The sequence below is a fragment of the Mesorhizobium sp. M0074 genome (assembly GCF_040322975.1).
Taxonomy (GTDB): Bacteria; Pseudomonadota; Alphaproteobacteria; order Rhizobiales; family Rhizobiaceae; genus Mesorhizobium.
This window is the reverse complement of sequence record NZ_JAMYUM010000006.1, coordinates 271,220-290,074: the sequence shown is the minus strand read 5'-3', so window position 1 is coordinate 290,074 and position 18,855 is coordinate 271,220. Positions and strand designations below refer to the sequence as shown.

Annotated in this window: 16 protein-coding genes; 12 read left to right on the top strand and 4 right to left on the bottom strand. The window is 63.3% G+C overall.

Going from position 1 to position 18,855, the window contains the following annotated elements:
• Window positions 1-84: 84 nt before the first annotated feature.
• Window positions 85-1,368, bottom strand: coding sequence for an NAD(P)/FAD-dependent oxidoreductase (locus NKJ73_RS11305; protein ID WP_352569418.1), 1,284 nt, complete (start codon window positions 1,366-1,368; stop codon window positions 85-87).
• A gap of 226 nt (window positions 1,369-1,594) precedes the next feature.
• Here NKJ73_RS11305 and NKJ73_RS11300 point away from each other — a divergent pair, with 226 nt between their 5' ends.
• The 6 genes from NKJ73_RS11300 to NKJ73_RS11275 all read left to right on the top strand — a co-directional run bounded on the left by NKJ73_RS11300 (window position 1,595) and on the right by NKJ73_RS11275 (window position 7,780).
• A complete protein-coding gene (locus NKJ73_RS11300) occupies window positions 1,595-2,752 on the top strand; it encodes a fumarylacetoacetate hydrolase family protein (RefSeq protein ID WP_352569417.1) in 1,158 nt (385 codons plus the stop codon).
• Window positions 2,753-2,828: 76 nt separating this feature from the next.
• On the top strand, window positions 2,829-3,623 hold the full coding sequence (locus NKJ73_RS11295) for an SDR family oxidoreductase (RefSeq protein ID WP_352569416.1): 795 nt from the start codon (window positions 2,829-2,831) through the stop codon (window positions 3,621-3,623).
• A gap of 250 nt (window positions 3,624-3,873) precedes the next feature.
• A complete protein-coding gene (locus tag NKJ73_RS11290) occupies window positions 3,874-4,806 on the top strand; it encodes a substrate-binding domain-containing protein (protein WP_352455167.1) in 933 nt (310 codons plus the stop codon).
• A gap of 107 nt (window positions 4,807-4,913) precedes the next feature.
• Window positions 4,914-5,900 (top strand): ABC transporter permease, encoded by a 987-nt coding sequence (locus NKJ73_RS11285; RefSeq protein ID WP_023674041.1) that lies wholly within the window; start codon window positions 4,914-4,916, stop codon window positions 5,898-5,900.
• Between the two features lie 3 nt (window positions 5,901-5,903).
• Complete coding sequence (locus NKJ73_RS11280; RefSeq protein ID WP_352569415.1) at window positions 5,904-6,698, top strand: ATP-binding cassette domain-containing protein; 795 nt, start codon at window positions 5,904-5,906, stop codon at window positions 6,696-6,698.
• 59 nt (window positions 6,699-6,757) lie between these two features.
• Window positions 6,758-7,780, top strand: coding sequence for a LacI family DNA-binding transcriptional regulator (locus NKJ73_RS11275; RefSeq protein WP_352569413.1), 1,023 nt, complete (start codon window positions 6,758-6,760; stop codon window positions 7,778-7,780).
• A gap of 549 nt (window positions 7,781-8,329) precedes the next feature.
• On the opposite strand, the gene NKJ73_RS11270 is transcribed toward NKJ73_RS11275, so the two are convergent.
• Window positions 8,330-8,911, bottom strand: a complete 582-nt coding sequence (locus NKJ73_RS11270) for a TetR/AcrR family transcriptional regulator (RefSeq protein ID WP_352569411.1) — start codon at window positions 8,909-8,911, stop codon at window positions 8,330-8,332.
• A gap of 252 nt (window positions 8,912-9,163) precedes the next feature.
• Between NKJ73_RS11270 and NKJ73_RS11265 the strand changes: the two genes are divergently transcribed.
• The 3 genes from NKJ73_RS11265 to NKJ73_RS11255 are packed head-to-tail and all read left to right on the top strand — an operon-like array spanning window position 9,164 to window position 13,780.
• Complete coding sequence (locus NKJ73_RS11265; protein WP_352569409.1) at window positions 9,164-9,436, top strand: hypothetical protein; 273 nt, start codon at window positions 9,164-9,166, stop codon at window positions 9,434-9,436.
• Window positions 9,430-12,609 carry an efflux RND transporter permease subunit gene (locus NKJ73_RS11260; RefSeq protein ID WP_352569407.1) on the top strand — a complete coding sequence of 1,060 codons (3,180 nt, stop codon included), beginning with the start codon at window positions 9,430-9,432 and terminating at the stop codon, window positions 12,607-12,609. Before NKJ73_RS11265 ends, NKJ73_RS11260 begins: the two co-directional genes overlap by 7 nt.
• Window positions 12,610-12,625: 16 nt before the next feature.
• Window positions 12,626-13,780, top strand: a complete 1,155-nt coding sequence (locus NKJ73_RS11255; RefSeq protein ID WP_352569406.1) for an efflux RND transporter periplasmic adaptor subunit — start codon at window positions 12,626-12,628, stop codon at window positions 13,778-13,780.
• A 319-nt stretch (window positions 13,781-14,099) separates the two neighbouring features.
• Here the strand turns inward: NKJ73_RS11255 and NKJ73_RS11250 are convergent, their stop codons facing one another.
• Together NKJ73_RS11250 and NKJ73_RS11245 are read right to left on the bottom strand one after the other, a co-directional pair.
• The gene (locus NKJ73_RS11250; protein ID WP_352569404.1) at window positions 14,100-14,510 is read right to left on the bottom strand and encodes a cupin domain-containing protein; all 411 of its coding nucleotides are present in this window, start codon (window positions 14,508-14,510) and stop codon (window positions 14,100-14,102) included.
• Window positions 14,511-14,559: 49 nt separating this feature from the next.
• Complete coding sequence (locus NKJ73_RS11245; RefSeq protein ID WP_352455172.1) at window positions 14,560-15,180, bottom strand: TetR/AcrR family transcriptional regulator; 621 nt, start codon at window positions 15,178-15,180, stop codon at window positions 14,560-14,562.
• Between the two features lie 251 nt (window positions 15,181-15,431).
• Here NKJ73_RS11245 and NKJ73_RS11240 point away from each other — a divergent pair, with 251 nt between their 5' ends.
• From NKJ73_RS11240 to NKJ73_RS11230, 3 genes are all read left to right on the top strand, one after another.
• Window positions 15,432-16,157, top strand: coding sequence for a GntR family transcriptional regulator (locus NKJ73_RS11240; protein WP_352569402.1), 726 nt, complete (start codon window positions 15,432-15,434; stop codon window positions 16,155-16,157).
• A gap of 50 nt (window positions 16,158-16,207) precedes the next feature.
• Window positions 16,208-17,314: a mandelate racemase/muconate lactonizing enzyme family protein gene (locus NKJ73_RS11235; protein WP_352569400.1), complete on the top strand. Its 1,107-nt coding sequence runs from the start codon at window positions 16,208-16,210 to the stop codon at window positions 17,312-17,314.
• 214 nt (window positions 17,315-17,528) lie between these two features.
• Window positions 17,529-18,851: an NAD(P)H-dependent oxidoreductase gene (locus tag NKJ73_RS11230; protein ID WP_352569398.1), complete on the top strand. Its 1,323-nt coding sequence runs from the start codon at window positions 17,529-17,531 to the stop codon at window positions 18,849-18,851.
• The last annotated feature ends 4 nt before the right edge of the window (window positions 18,852-18,855 follow it).

Sequence of the window (18,855 nt, the reverse complement as noted above, 5' to 3'; positions counted from 1 at the left end):
CGACTACCCATCATAATTTGAAATCGACTAAACTTTTTTCATATTCGTGAAGCTGTCAAGCTGTTTCACGCTTGGGCATGAACGTCAGCGTTCGAAGGCGTCCAGCATCCGGTACCAGGCGATCGTCGCGGCAACGCCGACCTGCCGAAACGCATGAAACGGGATCGGCCGGATCGGCGAGACCGGGAACGGCAATTGCCTGGTGTCGCCGCTCGACAAATAGGAGGCGATGCGCTCGCCAAGCGCGGTCATCAGGCCGATGCCGCGGCCCTGGCAACCGACGACCGCCAGCAGGCCCTTCTCTGGCTCGTGGATATGCGGGAGATGGTCCGGCGTCATTGCCACCCGGCCGAACCAGCGCTTTTCAATGGCAATGTCTGACAGCGCCGGATAAAGCCGCAGCAGCGCGCGTTCCAGATGCGCCCAGTCGGCCGGGCCGTTCGGCAAAGCCATGCGGCCGCGCCCGCCGAGCACCAGCCGGCCGTCGGCACTCTTGCGATAATAGACGAGGATGCGGCGCGAATCCGACACCGCCTGCCCTTCCGGCAGGATCGCCGCCGCGAGATTGGACGATAGCGGCGCTGTCGCGATCTGAAAGGAATGCAGCGGCACGATCGTCTCGGCGAGGCTGGGGAGCAGGTCGCCGGTATAGGCGTTGGTCGCCAGAACGACCGCCTTGGCCTGGAGTTCGGCGCCGCTTTCCGTAGAAACGTGCCAAAAGCCAGCATTCTTGCTGATCTGCATCACGTTCTGGCGCTCGGCGATCTTTACGCCCGCCGCTGCAGCGACGCGCGCCAGTTCCGACGTGTAGGCGAGCGGATCGATGGCACCGGCGCGGCGATCGAGCCAGCCGCCGAGATAGCCTTGCGCGCCGGTCATCGTCGCGATCTCCGTCCCGCTCAGCAGCCGGACATCGGCGCCGCGGGCGCGCCACTGCCGATCCCGGTTCGCCGCCGCTTTCAGCGCGGTCTCGGTATGCGCGGCCTGGATCCAGCCATTGCGGACGAACGGCACCGCCAGTCTTTCGTCGCGGATCAATTCGAAGACGGTGTCAGCGGTCGAGGCGGCAAAGTTGACGAGCGCTTCGCCGCGTTCGAGACCAAAATGCTCCAGCAGCCAATCCGGATCGTATTTCAGGCCGGGAATGACCTGACCGCCGTTCAGGCCGGATGCGCCATTGCCAATTTCGCCGGCCTCCAGCACCTGGACAGCAAGGCCGAACCGGGCAGCGTGCAAGGCTGTCGACAGCCCCATGATACCGCCGCCGACGATAACGACATCGACGCATTGGCCGGCGGGAAAAAGCGACTGGAACGCGGTGGCTGTCCGCGGCTTCTGCCAGATTGGATCGGAAAACCGTACGGGCAAGCGTCCACCTGGAGATTTCAGTAGGTGAAAACCCTAGCGACGGTTTCATTATTTTGAAAGAGCGTTTTCCGTCGCCGTTGGCGCACGTCAGGCTCGATCAAGGTCCAGCGATGCGAAGACCGCTTGAAAGAATTGACAAAGCTCGCCCTGCAAGCGGGATAGACCTTTGGCGGGAATTTGTTGAAAGTGCCGCGGCCGAAGGACAAGACAACAGGAAATGTAAGCCATGACGAACGCCACACATTTGCCCGCCGAAGGCCTCTTCGTGGGCCGCGCCCGGGCGAGCGATGCTTCCCATCCGCTGGTGGTCACGGTGCGTGACGGCACGGTCTTCGACATCACGTCAAATGTGGCGCCGACCGTGCGCGACGTTTGCGAATTGCCGGATCCGGCGGGGCACGTCCGCTCGGCCAAGGGGCGGCCGATCGGCCCGCTCGATGCCATTGCCGCTAACAGTTTCGAGACAGCGCGCGATCCGGGGAAACCGTATCTGCTGTCCCCCGTCGACCTGCAGGCGATCAAGGCATCTGGCGTCACCTTTGTCGTCAGCCTGCTCGAACGGGTGATCGAGGAGCAGGCGCGCGGTTCGGCGGAAAAGGCCGACGCCATTCGCGCCGACATCGCCGGGCTGATCGGCCACGATCTGTCGAAGCTCAAGCCCGGCTCGCCGGAAGCGATGGAGATCAAGGCCAAGCTGATTGCGCGCGGCGCCTGGTCGCAATATCTGGAAGTCGGCATCGGCCCCGATGCCGAGATCTTCACCAAGTGCCAGCCGATGGCCTCGGTCGGCTTCGGCGCCGATGTCGGCCTGCATCCGGTTTCGACATGGAACAATCCGGAGCCGGAGATCGCCATGATTGCCGCCGGCAGCGGCAGGATTGTCGGGGCGACGATCGGCAACGACGTCAATCTGCGCGACGTCGAGGGGCGCTCGGCGCTGCTGCTCGGCAAAGCCAAGGACAACAACGCTTCGGCAGCACTTGGCCCCTTTATCCGGCTGTTCGATGAGACATTTTCCATTGGCGACGTGAAGCAGGCGATCGTACGGTTGAAAGTCGAAGGCGAGGATGGGTTCTCGCTGGAGGGCGCCAGTTCGATGGCCGAGATCAGCCGCTCGCCGGAAGAGTTGGTCGCCGCCGCCATGGGGCCACATCATCAATACCCCGACGGGCTGGCGCTTTATCTCGGCACCATGTTCGTGCCGTCGAAGGATCGGGGCGAAACAGGCAAGGGCTTTACCCACAAGGTCGGCGACATCGTCACCATCTCGTCGGAGAAATTCGGCGCCTTGGTCAACCGCGTGCGGCTGTCGCCCGACTGCCCACACTGGAGCTACGGCGCCAGCCACCTGATGCGTGACCTCGCAAGGGCCGACCTCATCTAGTCCCGCAGCCTAACATCCGATAGATTCTAGAATTCTCTGATTGGAATACCTGCTCGTCGGCATTCGGGAGAGTCCATTGATCGTCGCTCTTGAGGGCAAGACCCTTGTCGTTACCGGCGGAACGCAAGGGCTTGGCGAGACCATCGCCCGGCTGGCCTCAGCCGACGGCGGCGAAGGGATCGCCATTGTCGGCCGCAATGCCGAGCGTGGCAGACGCATCGCCGAAGAGCTTTCACGACCAAGCCGGCCCGTCGTCTTCATCCAGGCCGACCTTGGAGATCCGGCCGCGCCTGCAGCTGTCATGGCGGAAGCGATCAAAAGACTCGGCCGCATCGATTGTCTGGTGAACGCCGCGGCCCTCACCGACCGGGCCTCGCTGGAAACTGGCACAATCGACGACTGGGACAGGTTGTTTTCCGTCAATGCGCGCGCGCCGTTCTTCCTCATGCAGGCGGCCGTAGCCGACATGAAGACACGGCGGGCGGCGGGCGCCATCGTCAACATACTGTCGGTGAATGCGCATTGCGGTGCGCCGGACCTTGCCATCTATTCCGCAACCAAGGGCGCGCTTTCGACGCTGACCAGAAACATTGCCAACGCGCATCTTTCCGATCGCATCCGCGTCAACGGCATCAACATGGGCTGGGTAGCGACGCCGGCCGAACAAGAGATGCAGGCGCGCACGCTGGGCAAGGGCGAAAACTGGGCAAAGATTGCCGCCGCCGGCCTGCCGCTTGGTCGATTGCTGACCATGGACGAAGTCGCCCAGCTAACGCTGTTCCTGCTCAGCGACGCCTCCGGGCTGATGACCGGGACGCTTATCGACCTAGAGCAATACGTGCTCGGCGCGCCGCCGCGCAGCATTGCATGACGGTCGCAAGGCCGATCGTCGGCCGCCTGGAAAATATCAGCCAAACTGATGCAATCTGATGGGATTGCTGATGGCGTGGTGCCTTGCGCCAACGTCCATTGGCAATCGAGGCTTGCCATCGATCGAAAAAGGGAATGCTCTAATGCGCCCAGGTCGACGCTGGCAAATGCGATCACGGCTTTGGCCGCGCACGGTTTTTGGCCGCGATCGTCGTCGGAGGAGGAGTTCGGTTCAAATGGGAGGAAATCAAATGCTGACGAGGCTAAGACTGCTTGTACTTGGCTTGATGGTGGCGCTGGCCATTCCGGCCGCGGCACAGGCCAAGACGTTCTACTGGATTTCGCATGGCGGCCCGGCCGATCCGGTCTGGACATACTTCCTTGCCGGCGCCAAGCAATGGGCGGCGGACACCGGCAACACCGTCAACACGTCGTTCCACAATGGCGACGTGGCGTCGCAGCAGGAGGCTGTTCGCGCCGCGATTTCCGCCAAGGCCGACGGCATCACCACGACCAGCCCTGATCCGGGCAGCCTTGTCGAGATCGCCAAGGAAGCGCGGGCGGCGAACATCCCGATCATCAACTTCAACACGCCCGACCCGAAGGCGGACTTCAACGCCTATGTCGGCGGCGACAACGTCACCTTCGGCAAACATTGGGCGCAGTATCTGGTCGACAAGGGCCTTGTGAAGAAGGGCGACTTCGTCTGGATGCCGGTCGAAATTCCCGGTGCCACCTATGGCGTCCAGGAAGAGGAAGGCATCAAGAGCGTGTTCGAGCCGCTCGGCATCACCTACGAAATCACCGAAGCGACGCTCGACCAGGCCGAAGTGATCAACCGCATGGTCGATTACCTCACCGCCAACAGGGCCAAGGTCAAGGCGGTTATCGGTCTCGGCGATCTTGTCACCGGCTCGATCAAGCGGGTGTTCGACCAGGTCGGCGTCAAGCCGGGCGAAATCCCGGTCGTCGGCTGGGGCAACTCGCTCGACACCACCCAGGAAGTGCTGAACGGCTACGTCAATGCCGCGCAGTGGCAGGATCCGCAGGCGACCAGCTACGTCGCGCTCTCGCTCGCCAACATGGCGGCGAGCGGTATTCCGCCCGGCTTCGACGTGATCACCGGCGCGCTCTACGAGAAGGACACCGCGGCAGTCTACGACAAGATCCTGTCCGGCAAATAAATCCGCGATCGAGTTGGTCACGGCCGCTTCGGCGGCCGTGACTGTCTCATCATTCCGCCGAAGCCGGTTGCGGTCGCGGCCAAATCCAATCCTATCGCGGGTCCAAGGTGGAAAATCGTTCTCTTATCCAACGCTCGATCGCGCGGCCCGAGTTCGGGCCGTTTGTGCTGCTCGTCGTCGAGATCGCCGTGTTCTGGGGCATCAACCACGACTTCCTGTCGCCGCAAAACATCTCGAACACGCTGGCCTTCACGGTCGAGCTCGGGCTGATCGCGCTGGCGATGACGCTGTTGATGACATCAGGCGAATTCGATCTCTCGGTCGGCTCGGTGTTCGGCTTCTCGCCGGTCCTGATGTGGACGTTGTTCAACAGCGGCGTCGCCTCGCTGGAAGCCGCCTTCGTCATTGCGCTGGTGGTCGCTGCGTTCATTGGACTGGTCAACGGCTGGTTCGTGACGCAGCTCAAGATCCCGTCCTTCCTGGTGACGCTGGGCATGCTGCTGGTGGTGCGCGGCACCGCTTTGTTCGTCACCAACGGGTTTCCGCAGCGGACCTGGAGCGCCGAGGGCAGCTGGCTGGCGGAAGCGCTGGTCGGCGATTTCTTCATCGGGCCGTTCCGTATCTACATGTCGCTGTTCTGGTTCATCGCCGCCGCAATCGCGCTCGGTTACGTGCTGACGCAGAGCCGGACAGGCAACTGGATCCAGGCGGCCGGCGGCAACCCGAGTGCTGCAAGGGCGCGCGGCGTCAATGTCAGCGGCGTCAAGATCGGCCTGTTCATCCTGTCGTCGATCCTGGCCTCGCTGGCCGGCGTCATCTCCTCGCTGCGCACCTCGGCGGCCAACCCCAACAGCGGCACCGGCTACGAGCTCGAAGTCATCGCCATGGTGGTGATCGGCGGCACGGCGCTGACCGGCGGGCGCGGCACAATCATCGGCACGGTGCTCGGTATCCTGATCCTGCGCGTGATGCGCAACGGCATCGTGCTGATCGGTGTGCCGGGCCTTGCCTATAATATTTTCATCGGCGCCATCATCCTCGGCATGATGGCGCTCCATTCATGGCTGGAACGCCGGCATCAGGCAGGGACTTGAACCATGGCCGAACCGCTTGTCCGCATGGAAAATATCCGCAAGTCCTATGGGCGCGTGCAGGCGCTGGTTGATGCCAATTTCCATGTCAACGAAAGGGAGATCGTCGGCCTGCTCGGCGACAACGGCGCCGGCAAGTCGACGCTGATCAAAGTGCTGTCGGGCGCGGTCCCGCTGACCAGCGGCGACATCTTCATCCGCGGCAAGAAGGTGAATTTGCGCAGTACCAGCGACGCCATCGCCCATGGCATCGAGACGATCTACCAGGACTCGGCGCTGGTGACGCAGCTGTCGATCGCCCGCAACCTGTTCCTCGGACGCGAGCCGATCAAGCCGCCGCGTTTCCTCAACCGCATGGACCAGGAGGCGATGAACGTGGTTGCCCGTGACCTGCTCAAGCAGGTCGGCATCTCGAAGAACATCCCGCCGACGACGCCGATCGGCTCGCTCTCCGGCGGCGAGCGGCAGGCGGTGGCGATTGCGCGCGCCATGCATTTCGACAGCGATCTCATCATCCTCGACGAGCCGACCAACAATCTCGGCGTCGCCGAAACGCAAGGCGTGCTGAGCTTCGTGCGCAGTGCCCGCGATTCCGGCCATTCCTGCATCTTCATCGCCCACAACATCCATCATGTCTTCCAGGTGGTCGACCGCATCGTCGTCATGCGCCGCGGCAAGGTGGTCGCCGACGATATCGACCCGAAGAAGACCAGCGTCGCCGAAGTCGAACGCGTCATCACCGGCATGTCGGACAAGGAGATCCATGACGCGCTGGTCGAGGGCACGCAACGGCCCAGCTGAGCAGCCGGGGGTCGGCCTGATCGTCGAGGCACTGGATCGCATCGCCACATGGTTGCGCCATGAAAGCCACCGTTTCGGATATTGCCAGGAGCTGCGGCCTGTCGACCGCGACGGTCGATCGTGTGCTCAACAACCGGCCGGGAGCCAGTGCCGCCAACCGGCAGCGCGTAATGGAGGCGGCCAAGCAGCTCGGCTATCTGCCGGTCGTCGACCAGGTTGCGTTGCCCTCGCGGCCGGCGCATCTCGAATTCTTCCTGCCGATAGGCAGCAATGCCTTCATGGCCGATCTGGCCAGGCACATCGAGGATTATGCGGCGCGCCTGCCGCTGGTCGCCTCCTGCCGCATCCACAAGCTCGCCGGCATCTCGCCGAGTGCCTTGCAGGCGGCCGTCGAAAACCTCTCGCTCAAGGCCAACGGTGTCGGCGTCATCGCCATCGATCACCCGAGAACGCGCAACATCTTGCGCGAGATCGTCGAGGCCGGCATCCGCCTGGTCACACTGGTGTCCGATGTTCCGGGCGCGCCCCGCTCGGCCTATGTCGGCATCGACAACCGGGTGGCCGGCCGTACGGCGGCGCTGCTGATGGGACGGTTCCTCGGCGGCCGCCAGGGCCATCTGGCGATGGTCGTCGGTTCACGCTCCTACCGCGGCCATGAGGAACGCGAGATGGGCTTTCGCTCCGTGCTCGGCGAGGAGTTCCCCAACCTAACCGTCACCAGCGCCGTGGAGATCAACGACGAGCCGGAGGCCAGTTATACCGCGACCATGAAGGCGCTGCACAACGAGCCGGAGCTGCTCGGCATCTATTGTATCGGCGCCGGGCGCTCGGGCGTGGCAAAAGCATTGCTCGAAGTCAGGCCGCAGACGAAGCCGGTGTTCATCTGCCATGATCTGACGCGCGAGACGCGCGGCTATCTCGTCGACGATCTGCTCGACGTCGTCATCGACCAGAATGCGCGGCTGATCGCCGAACAGTCGGTCATTCGCCTGCTCGGCTCGATCGCCTCGTCGGCGCCCTATCTGACGCGGAAATTCATCGAGCCGCGCCTGATCTTCAAGGAAAATGTCCCGGTGCAGTGATGTCGCGCGAGGCGATGGTCGCTCGGGCCTCGATCGTTAAAATTCGGTTGATACCGCAAATCTGCACATCACCTATGCAACTTTTGTGGTTGCCGAATCATTGGGCAATCGATAGTTTCGCAGGTGTCGGCCATCTACTCCTCCCAGATGCGATGCCGACGCTGAGTGCGGTACACCTCCTCCCGTGCCGTATTCGAAATCGAGCCCGCTGCCACCTCCTCCCGGCAGCGGGCTTTTTTTGTTTCGGCTCCGGGATAGCGGCCAATGCTTGCGGTCGGGACAGCACCGGACACGTTTGCTGATCCGCGGATCGATGAGCTTCGCTGCGACCGCCGCGGCTTTGTCGGGCAGAATCCTGTCACACTTGTCACTCTCACCGGTTCGCCGGCGGCCCTATCCTGCCTCACGACCAGCAATCAACGCCGCGCCGGCCATGGTGCGGAGGATCGGCACAGGAGACGCGAGATGGCACATCGCGATGGGACGAGACATCACCCGGCGGCGCGGCCCGCAATCGAAACGCCACGTATCGTTTCGCCGCTTGCGAGACTATCTGGCCCTGAAAGACGTGATCAGGCCTTCCGCCATGCGGACGAACTGCGCGCTCGGGCCCTCGGCGCCGACGCTTTGCAGGCTGACGCGGGCGCCCTCGAGCAACAGCGACAGCGTGTCCGCAAGAAGCTCGGCCTGTCCGATGCCGGCATCGCGACACAGCGAAACCAGCCGCTCGCGCTGCGCTTCCTTGAGTTCCTTGATCACTTGCCTTGCCGGATGATCCGCCTCGCTCAGCTCGATGGCGGCGTTGGCCATGTCGCAACCGCGGCGGTCCGACATCAGGCAATCGGCCGCCATCCGGACCCAGGCATGCAGCTGCGCCAGCTTGTCGCCCGGATTCTCAGCCTCGAACTTTTCCCACATCGCGTTGGCGCTGCAGGCGGTTGCCCGCAGACATTCGATGATCAGGTCGTCCTTGGACTCGAAATGCCGGTAGAGCGTCATCTTGTTGGTGCCGGCGGCCTCGGTGATGGCGTCGATGCCGACGCCGCGAATGCCATGCTTGTGAAACATGTCCCGTGCCGTCTCCAGGATCCTGTCCCGGGGGCGAACACGCTCCACAACAACGTCTGTCATCAAAACCTCCGTGATTGCGTTTCCCGAAATTCCCTCGGTGCACCTCTTGACTAGGGTGTTACCGGTCTGTAACGTTAGAGATGTTACTTACCTGTAACACCCGCATTGCATCATGTCAAACTCGCAAGTGCCGGCCATCAGCCCTGCCCCGATCGGCAAGGGGACGAACCGCACCTCACGGCCTCGGCCGGCGAGCAAGAAAACACCAGATCCGCGGCTTGCCGCGGATACCAAAAACCAGGAGCCGCTTCGATGTCGCAGCGCAATGATCTGACGATCGATGAAGTCGTAAGGGATCCGATGATCCGCATGCTGATGAGGGCCGACCGCGTCGACCCGCGGTCCTTCGAGGCGATGCTGCGTGCGCTGGCGGACGAACAGGCCGAGCGCCGCAATGCGCCGCGCCGCCTTGAAGATTTCGGCTTTCTCGAAGATTCCGGCTCAACACGCAGCCGGCGGCTTTCCAGGGTAGCCAGGGCGTTTGGCCGGGCCAGAGCATCGGGCGAGGCGTGCATATCATGGTAAACTTCTTCATTCATCGTCCGATCTTTGCGTCGGCTATCGCCATCATCATGGTGCTCGCCGGAGCGATCTGTTATTTCCTCCTGCCCGTCTCGCAGTTTCCCGACATCACGCCGCCCCAGGTCGTGGTCAGCGCCCATTACCCGGGCGCCAGCGCGCAGGTCGTCGCCGACACGGTGACGACGCCGCTCGAACAGCAGATCAACGGCGTCCAGGGGATGACCTATATGTCGTCGTCGAGCTCCAATGACGGCTCCTCGACGATCACCATCACCTTCGACGTCGGCTACGATCTGAGCACGGCGGCCGTCGACGTCCAGAACCGCGTTTCGCAGGCGGCTTCCTCGTTGCCGGCCATCGTCAATCAGGGCGGCGTGACGATCAAGAAGCAGAACCCGAACTTCGTCCTGATCGTCGACCTCACCTCGCCGGACGGTTCCGTCAACCCGGTCGCGCTGAGCAATCTCGCCTATCTGCAGGTGGTCGATCCGCTGAAGCGCCTGCCCGGCGTCGGCGACGTGCAGATCTTCGGCGAGCGGCGCTATTCGATGCGCATCTGGCTCGACCCCGACAAGCTCGCCAATCTCGGCATTACTGCCGTCGACGTGCAGAACGCCGTCGCCGAGCAGAACGTCCAGGTGGCGGCCGGCAAGATCGGGCAGTCGCCGGCTCCGGCCGGCACCGCCTTCGAGATGCAGGTCAACGCCGTCGGCAGGCTGAGCGATCCCAAGGAGTTCGGCGACATCGTCGTGCGGGCCAATACCGCCAACGGCTCACTGGTCAGGCTGCGCGACGTTGCGCGCATCGAGCTCGGTGCGCTGCAATATTCGTCGTCGGCCTTCTTCGGCAAGGACCCGACGGTGGTGCTCGCGGTCTACCAGATGCCGGGGTCCAACGCGCTCGATCTGCAGCAGCGCGTCAAGGACAAGATGCAGGAGCTGTCGGCCCGTTTCCCGAAGGGCGTCAGCTACGCCATGCATTACGATACGACACGTTTCGTTTCGGCCTCAATGCACGACGTGCTGATCACGCTCGGCGAAGCGCTGGTCCTGGTCGTCGCCGTGGTGTTCATCTTCCTGCAAAGCTGGCGCACCACGATCATCCCGACGATCGCAATTCCGGTGTCGCTGGTGGCGACGCTGGCCGTCATGCACATGCTTGGCTTCTCACTGAACATGCTCAGCCTGCTCGGCATGGTGCTGGCGATCGGCCTCGTCGTCGACGACGCCATCGTCGTCGTCGAGAATGTCGAACGCCAACTTGAGGCCGGCCTCAAACCGCTGGCTGCCACGCGAACGGCGATGGCCGAGGTCACTGGCCCGATCATCGCCACGACCGCCGTGCTGATGGCTGTGTTCGTGCCGGTTGCCTTCATTCCCGGCGTGTCCGGCCGGCTCTACAACCAGTTCGCCCTGACGGTGGCGATCTCCTTCGGCATCTCGGCCTTCGTCTCGCTGACGCTTACCCCGTCGCTCAGCGCGGCCTTCCTGCGCCACCGGCCGGAAACACAGTTCGTGCTGTTCCGCTGGTTCAACATGGGCTTCGAACGGCTGGCGCATGCCTATGCGAATGGGGTCCGTATTCTCATCCGCCTGCGCTGGATCATGCTCGGCGTGTTCGCGGCCGGACTTGTCGCGACCTATTTCGTCTGGCAGCGCCTGCCCTCGACCTTCCTTCCGGTCGAGGACCAGGGCTATTTCTTCGTCGTCATCCAGCTCCCCGACGGGGCCTCGCTGGAACGCACCGACGCGGTGGCGCAAAAGGCACGCGACATCCTGCAGAACACGCCCGGCGTCGACATCGTCGGCTCGATCAGCGGCTTGAACTTCCTGACCAGTGCCGCGCAGTCGAATTCGGCGGTCGAATTCGCTATCCTGAAGCCATGGGACGAACGCGGCCCCGATCAGAGCGCGTCTAAGCTCGTCGCCGACGTGCGCAACAAGCTGCTGCAAATTCCGGAGGCTTTTGCGCTGAGCTTCGACCCGCCGTCGATCCCGGGCATCGGCACCACCGGTGGCTTCGAGTTCCAGGTCGAGGACCTGACCGGGCGCGGCAGCGTGGCGCTCAACGATGCGACGCAAGCGGTGATTGCCGAGGCGCGCAAGCAGCCCGAGCTCAACCCGCAGCAATTGTTCTCGTCGTTCTCGACCTCGACGCCGCAGTTCAACTACGATCTCGATCGCGCCAAGGCGAAGCTGCTCGGGCTCAACCTGCCGGACGTGTTCAACACGCTACAGATCTATCTCGGCTCGCTCTATGTGAACGATTTCAACCTGTTCGGCCGCACCTTCCGGGTGACGATACAGGCCGACAAGGACTCTCGCGCCGGTCCGGCCGACATATCGCGGCTCTATGTCCGCAATGCGTCGGGTGGGATGGTGCCGCTGAGCACGCTGGGCAAGCTTGTGCCCGTCGTCGGCCCCGAGACCGTGCCACATTACAACAACAATGCGTCGGCCCTGATCAATGGCGGCGCCGCGCCCGGCTTTTCGTCCGGCCAGGCGGTGGCGGCAATGGAACGTGCCGCTGCCACGGCGTTGCCGAGAGACTTCGGCTACGAATGGACCGGCATCACCTATCAGGAGCTCAAGGCGGGATCGATCGCATCCGTCGTCTTTGGTCTCGCGATCGTCTTCGTCTTCCTGATCCTCGCCGCGCAATATGAGAGCTGGGCGATGCCGTTCATGGTGCTGCTGGCGGTGCCGCTCGCACTGTTCGGTGCGTTCGTCGTGCTGTGGCTGCGTGGCATGCAGATCGACGTCTATTCGCAGATCGGCTTCGTCATGCTGATCGGACTGGCGGCCAAGAACGCGATTCTGATCGTCGAGTTTGCCCGGCGCCGGCGCGAAGAAGGCCTCAGCATCGTCGACGCCGCGATGGAAGCGGCGCGGCTTCGGCTGCGACCGATCCTGATGACCGCCTTCGCCTTCATCCTCGGCGTGCTGCCGCTGATGTTCGCTACAGGTGCGGGTGCCGCAAGCCGGCAGTCGATCGGCACCACCGTCTTTGGCGGCATGGTCGCGGCGACGATCCTGTCGCTGGTGTTCGTGCCGGTCTTCTATGCGGTGATCGAACAGCTGCGCGAGCGCCGCGGCGAGAGCGAACCGGTTTCCGAAGCGACCGAACAACCAACTGCCGAACCCGCCTTCGAGCCATTGGCCGAAGCGGCCGAATAGGACTGGAGAATTGATCATGCGTAAATGGAAAATCGCGCTGGGAACGGCCGTCGCCCTTGGGGCGATTTCGGTGGCGAGCGTTCACCTGCTCGACATGGGCAGCCTCAGCCTCAACGCGGGCACAGCCGGGGCGGCGACACCCAAGCCGGAAGCCTTTGTCATGCCGGTGCCGGTGGTGAGCGTCGTCAAGAAGACGATCCCGATCTATCTCGACTACGCCGCCCGGGTTGAGCCGATCCGCAGCATCACGCTGCAGGCGCGCGTGCCGGGCTATCTGCAGGAGCAGGTCGCCACCGACGGCAGCGACGTTGCGAAGGGCGACCTTCTCTACAAGATCGCGCCGGAGGATTTCCAGGCTGCCCTCGAGCAGGCGAAGGCGCAGGTCCAGCGCGACACGGCAACGCTCGACTATGCGCGCTCCAATCTCGGGCGCGGCAGCGAGCTCGCCAAGAGCGGCTATCTCGCCAAGGACGTGTTCGACCAGCGCACCAGCACCTTGCGCGGGGCACAGGCCTCGCTCGCCGTGAATCAAGCCGCCGTACGGACCGCCGAGCTCAATTTGAGCTACACCGAAATCCGTGCCCCGTTTGCGGGACGTATCGGTCGCAGCCAGGCTTCCGTCGGAACGCTGGTCAGCGTCGCCGGCACGGTGCTCAACACGTTGGTGCAACTCGATCCGATCTACGTCACCTTCAATCCGAGCGAAACGGACCTGGCCCAGATCGAGGAGGCCCGCGCCGCAGGACCGATCAGCGTCGACGTCCTGCTTCCCGGTGAAACGGAACCGCGCCAGAAGGGCGATCTTACCTTCATAGACAACACGATCGATCGCTCGACCGGCACGATCACGGCACGGGCGACGGTCGGCAACGGCAAGTTCACGCTGCTCCCCGGCCAATATGTCCGCGTCCGGCTGCACGTCAAAGAGCAGCCCGATGCGCTGATGGTACCGCAGACGGCACTCGGCTCAGGCCAGCTCGGCAAATACCTCTATGTCGTCGGCAAGGACAACACGGTCGACCAGCGTATCGTTTCGCTCGGACCGACCAATGGCGATCAGGTCGCCATCTTGAGCGGTGTGGCCGAAGGCGACCGGGTGATTACCGGCAATCTGCAGAAGATCGGCCCGGGAATGCCGGTCTCGCCGCTGCCCGAGAAACCGGCCACCTGATAACCCCCATCAGGTCCGGTCCCGCGGCGCCCTCGGCTCCCACGCCAAGGGCGCCGTTTTTGCTGATGTTTTCGACACGGCCGATTCAAGCCGTAGTGCGAACGGCGGCTCTGGCGACGATGGCAGCATAGAGGCGCTCTCCAACTGTGAAGGCAGTTTGTGGATCAGCAAACGAGACATCCATCCAGCCGACGGCTTGTCGCGGCCACACGTATCACTCGCGCGAACGCCCGCTTCGACCTGGATGGATGGACTGCTGGATTTAGGCGGCATAAGGCACCGTCTTCCAGGTCAAATCCTGGCGCAACGGTTTCGCCGGTCAGGCCGCCTGCAGGATCCGGATCCCATGGCGTCCGGTAAGCTCGATCACGCGGTTAATCATGCCAGCGGTCGGCGGGCCGGAGGGCGCGTCCTTGGATGCAGCCTCTTCGAAAAATGCGATCATCTGGTCGTCGACGATCGCCATGAAAATAACCGGCACGGGACCAGCATTGCGATAGCCATGGGGCGCGTTGCCCGGAATGGTGACGACATCACCGGGTTCCACCTCATATTCTTGCGCGACCCCATCGATCATTGTCCATATCGTGAGGGTGCCCTCGAGAATGCGGAAAATTTCCGCGGAAGGATGCGTGTGGGGCGGCGTGCCGCTTCCAGGAGGTACCGTGACGTCGATCACGTTGAGTGCCGTCCCAGCGAGCTTTGCCCGGACAGCGACCTGATCGCCCATCACCCAGAAGCCTTGAACCGAATCGGCCGGATGGACCGTCGCTTTGGTCTTATGCCAAGTCACTTGCTTTTTCCTTTCGAACAGCGCCTTGCTGCGATTTTGCCGCATTGAGCAAGGCGCGAATTGCCCAGGCGGCTGCCTCTCCGGCCTCACGGCCGGTAAGACCCCAGTAGTCTTTCATCGTCTGCCAGGCAGTGGCGCTGAACAGGAGCTGGATCACGGCCTCAAGCTGGCGCGCCGCCTTCGGGTCCATTCCGTTTGCGACTTGCGAAAGGCTGCTCTGAAAGGCACGTTGCCGCTCACCATTGGCTTGCAGGCGCATCTCGCGCCCGGTAGCGCTCGCATGCGAGGCTCTGACTACGCCTTCGATTGCGTCCAACGAGGCGAAAAGGTCGGGAGGAAGATCGATCAGATCCTGCTCCCGCTCAGGCCAGAACCGCACTCCCAGAGAGGCATTGGTGCTGGCCCAAAAGGCCTCCAAAAGCGCTTCCTTCGTCGGGAAATGGCGGAAGATGGTCCGTCGGTTTACGCCCGAAACCTCGGCAACCTCATCGAAGCCAAGGAGGCTGTACGGATTTTGCTCCAGAATCGTTCGAATGGACGCGAGGATGCGCTCGCGCGTGGCCTGCGCCTGCTCTGCCCGCAGCGGGCTCTCGTATTTCTGAGTCATCGTTTGTGAATTCATGTCACTGCTAGTGACACAAACCTTCCCAGTCGTCAATGGACATTGCGAAGGCTACGCACCGGGCCGTTTCCCGCTGCGAGAAGCCAGCTGACGCTCAGCGGCCGGGACCTAGTCGGCTTGCATGGCCAAGCTGGCTGAGGCCGGAAGGGCGCCAATGTCTCCAGGATCGCGAATCCAGCTCTTGTTAGATTGTCGACAATCTGCTTGTCTTGCTTTCGGTTCCCTGGAGCAGCCGAATGGCAAAGCTGGATTTCAGTCCGATCGCCGACACGACAAGACGCGCCGAGATCGTGGGGCTGCTCCGGCGGGCGATCCTGACCGGCCGGCTGGAACCGGGACAGAAGCTCAACGAACTCAGGATTTCCGAGCAGATGCGGGTGAGCCGCGCGCCGCTGCGCGAGGCGATGCGCGAGCTGGTGCAGGAAGGCATCCTGACCAGCATTCCCTACGCCGGAACCTTCGTCATCAACGTCACCGCCAAGGACATCGACGACGCCTATTCGCTCAACAAGGTGCTCGACGAGTTCGCCATCGAGCGGACCTGGCCGGTTCGCGACCAGCGCTTCTTCGACGAACTCGACCGGCGCCATGCGGCGGTGAAGCAGGCGACGCGCGACCTGGACACCACGCGACAGATCGAAACGGCGCTGCAACTGCATGGCCTGATCCACGAATGGGCCGACAATTCGGTGCTGCTTGAAACGTGGCAACGGCTGACCAGCCGGCTGCAGATGTATTTCGCGCTGCACCAGCGGGCGCGCAACGAGCCGGTGCCTGCCGTAGGTGCTCACGAGACCTATGTTCGGCTGCTCAAGGGCAGCGACATGCGCGCCGCACAGCGCCACGCCAAGGACCATATCGATTTGGATTTCGAAGAACTGCTCGCCTATGCGCGCGGGCTGGAACAGCGCGGCTCAAAGGGCGCCGGCGCCGATCGTGCCGGCCGACCTAGAGGCGGCTGAGCCCGACAAATTTGACGGACATCCCGGAACACAGACAACGGACAGAACACGTGCAGATCAAAACCATCAAGGCCTACCATGTCGTGCAGCCCTTCGTGGATGGGCCTTACCGCATGTCCAAGGGGCGTGTCGCCGATGCGTTCGACGCGGTGATCGTCGCCGTCATCGCCGATAGCGGGCTCACCGGCTGGGGCGAGATGGCGCCGCTTGGCAATTTCTATTCGCCTGCCTTCGCTGCGGGTACTCGCGCCGGCGTCGTCGAGATCGCGCCGCATCTCATTGGCCATGACCCACGCGGGCTTGCCAGTATCAACAGGCTGATGGACACGGTGTTCAAGGGCCATCCCTACGTCAAGTCGGCGCTCGACATGGCGTGCTCGGATCTTGCGGCGCGCGCCGCCGACGTGCCGCTGGTCACCCTGCTCGGCGGACGCGAGAGCGAGACGGCCGAACTCTACAAAGTCGTCACCCACGGCACGGTCGACGCGATGGCCGCGCTCGCCAAGCACATCATCGGGGAAGGATTTCACCGGCTGCAGGTCAAGGTCGGCGGCAACGTCCATGACGACATCGAACGCGTCACAGCCGTTGCCGCCGCGGTGCCGAAGGGCACCGTCATCTTCTGCGACGCCAATGCCGGCTGGACGCCTTACCAGGCGCGCCAGTTCGTGGATGCGACGCGCACCATCGACTACACGTTCGAGCAGCCCTGCACGACGATCGACGAATGCCTGTCGGTGCGCCGCTCGCTCGACAAGCCGATGGTGCTCGACGAATCCGTTGCCTCGCTGGACGATATGCTCGACATCCACCGCAAGGGCGCGGCCGACGGGCTGACGCTGAAGATCTCGCGCCTCGGCGGCGTTACCAAGACGCGCCAGATCCGCGACCTTGCCGTCGACCTCGGCTTCATGATCACGGTCGAGGACACCGGCGGCGCCGAGATCGACACATCGGCGATGGCGCATCTGTCGCTGTCGACGCCGGAGGAGCGCCGGCTGCACGCCATCGCCTTTCACGAATGGGTGACGGTGCGCACCGCATCCAACATGCCGCCGGTTTCGGGAAGCCGTATGGGCATTCCGGATGGGCCGGGCCTCGGCATCGATGTCGTTCCCGGCCTGCTTGGTGCGCCCTTCTTCGAAATCGGCAGCTGAGCTGCAATAAGGCTGCACCCAATCAACCTGAATATGCCGCGTCCTTCTGACTGCGGAGGCACGGCCGCGTGGACCGACCGCTCATCCAATCGTCTTCGGCCGATTGCAGAGCGACAATGCCCAATTGCCGGTTGAAATATTTTTCATTTGCAAATAGAAATGTTCAAAACGTTGATTTGGACGCTGCGGCGCGTCAGGAACTGGAGGAAGCGACATGTCCCATCCGCAATTTGCAGCGGAACTTCTGCAGCGCGCTGAACAGCAGGGGCCGATCACCATCGGGCTTGCCGGCGCCGGACAGATGGGCACCGACATCGTCGTCCAGGTCGCGCTGATGCCGGGCATGCGGATCGGCGCCATTTCCGAAGTCAGGCCGCAGGCAGCGATCGACGCGGCGCTGCTCGCTGGCCATGACCGTTCCGACATCGTCCAGGCCGGCAATGCGGCCGCGATCGACCGCGCCATCGAGGCCGGCAAGATCGCGGTGACCGAAGATTTGCATGCGCTGGCGGCGGCCGGCCGGATCGACGTCATCATCGACGCGACGGGCAATCCCAATATCGGCACGCTGTTCGCGCTCGAAGTGATGAAGAACGGCAAGCACATCGTCATGCTCAATGTCGAGGCCGACATCACCATCGGCCGTTTCCTCAAGGACGAAGCGCGTAAGGCCGGCGTCGTCTATACGGGTGCGGCCGGCGACGAGCCGGCCTGCACGCTGGAGATCATCGGCTTTGCCAAGAGCCTCGGCTTCAACATCATCGCCGCCGGCAAGGGCAAGAACAATCCGTTGAAGATCGACGCCATGCCGGCCGACTACGAGAAGGAGGCGGCCGAGCGCAACATGAATGCGCGCATGCTGGTCGAATTCGTCGACGGCTCGAAGACGGCGATCGAGATGGTGGCGATCGCCAATGCGACCGGCCTGGTGCCCGATGTGCCGGGCATGCACGGCCCGACCGCGACGCTGGAGGAGCTCGCAAGCGTGCTTTGCCCGCGCGAGGATGGCGGCGTGCTACACCGCAAGGGCGTTGTCGATTACTCGATCGGCAAGGGTGTGGCGCCCGGCGTGTTCTGCATCATCGAGACCCGGCATCCGCGTGTGCTGGAGCGCATGATCGACCTCAAGGTCGGCAAGGGCCCCTATTTCACGATCTTCCGGCCCTATCATCTGACCAGCCTGGAAGTGCCGCTGTCGGCGGCGCGCGCCGTGGTCTACAAGCGGGCCGACATGGAGCCGCTCGACCATCCTGTGGCCGAGGCGGTGGCGGTCGCCAAGAGCGATCTTGGCGTTGGCCAGTCGCTCGGCATGATCGGCGAGAACGACTATCGCGGCTTCGCCATGACCTGGGGGGATGCGCGCGCCCGCGGCGCCCTGCCGCTCGGCCTTGCCGAACGCGCCAAGGTGGTCAAGCCGCTCAAGACCGGCGACTTCCTGACCTATGAAAATTGTGTACCCGACGATTCGATGGTGATAACCCAGATCCGCCGCCGTCTCGACCAGTCGGACGGACGGTTCGTTACAAACGCAGCCTGACCCC

Coding starts and splice junctions, on each gene's coding strand:
- NKJ73_RS11300 (WP_352569417.1), top strand. CDS start 1,595: ATGACGAACGCCACACATTTGCCCGCCGAAGGCCTCTTCGTGGGCCGC.
- NKJ73_RS11245 (WP_352455172.1), bottom strand. CDS start 15,180: ATGACTCAGAAATACGAGAGCCCGCTGCGGGCAGAGCAGGCGCAGGCC.
- NKJ73_RS11275 (WP_352569413.1), top strand. CDS start 6,758: ATGAAAGCCACCGTTTCGGATATTGCCAGGAGCTGCGGCCTGTCGACC.
- NKJ73_RS11265 (WP_352569409.1), top strand. CDS start 9,164: ATGTCGCAGCGCAATGATCTGACGATCGATGAAGTCGTAAGGGATCCG.
- NKJ73_RS11255 (WP_352569406.1), top strand. CDS start 12,626: ATGCGTAAATGGAAAATCGCGCTGGGAACGGCCGTCGCCCTTGGGGCG.
- NKJ73_RS11260 (WP_352569407.1), top strand. CDS start 9,430: ATGGTAAACTTCTTCATTCATCGTCCGATCTTTGCGTCGGCTATCGCC.
- NKJ73_RS11270 (WP_352569411.1), bottom strand. CDS start 8,911: ATGACAGACGTTGTTGTGGAGCGTGTTCGCCCCCGGGACAGGATCCTG.
- NKJ73_RS11290 (WP_352455167.1), top strand. CDS start 3,874: ATGCTGACGAGGCTAAGACTGCTTGTACTTGGCTTGATGGTGGCGCTG.
- NKJ73_RS11230 (WP_352569398.1), top strand. CDS start 17,529: ATGTCCCATCCGCAATTTGCAGCGGAACTTCTGCAGCGCGCTGAACAG.
- NKJ73_RS11240 (WP_352569402.1), top strand. CDS start 15,432: ATGGCAAAGCTGGATTTCAGTCCGATCGCCGACACGACAAGACGCGCC.
- NKJ73_RS11280 (WP_352569415.1), top strand. CDS start 5,904: ATGGCCGAACCGCTTGTCCGCATGGAAAATATCCGCAAGTCCTATGGG.
- NKJ73_RS11250 (WP_352569404.1), bottom strand. CDS start 14,510: ATGGGCGATCAGGTCGCTGTCCGGGCAAAGCTCGCTGGGACGGCACTC.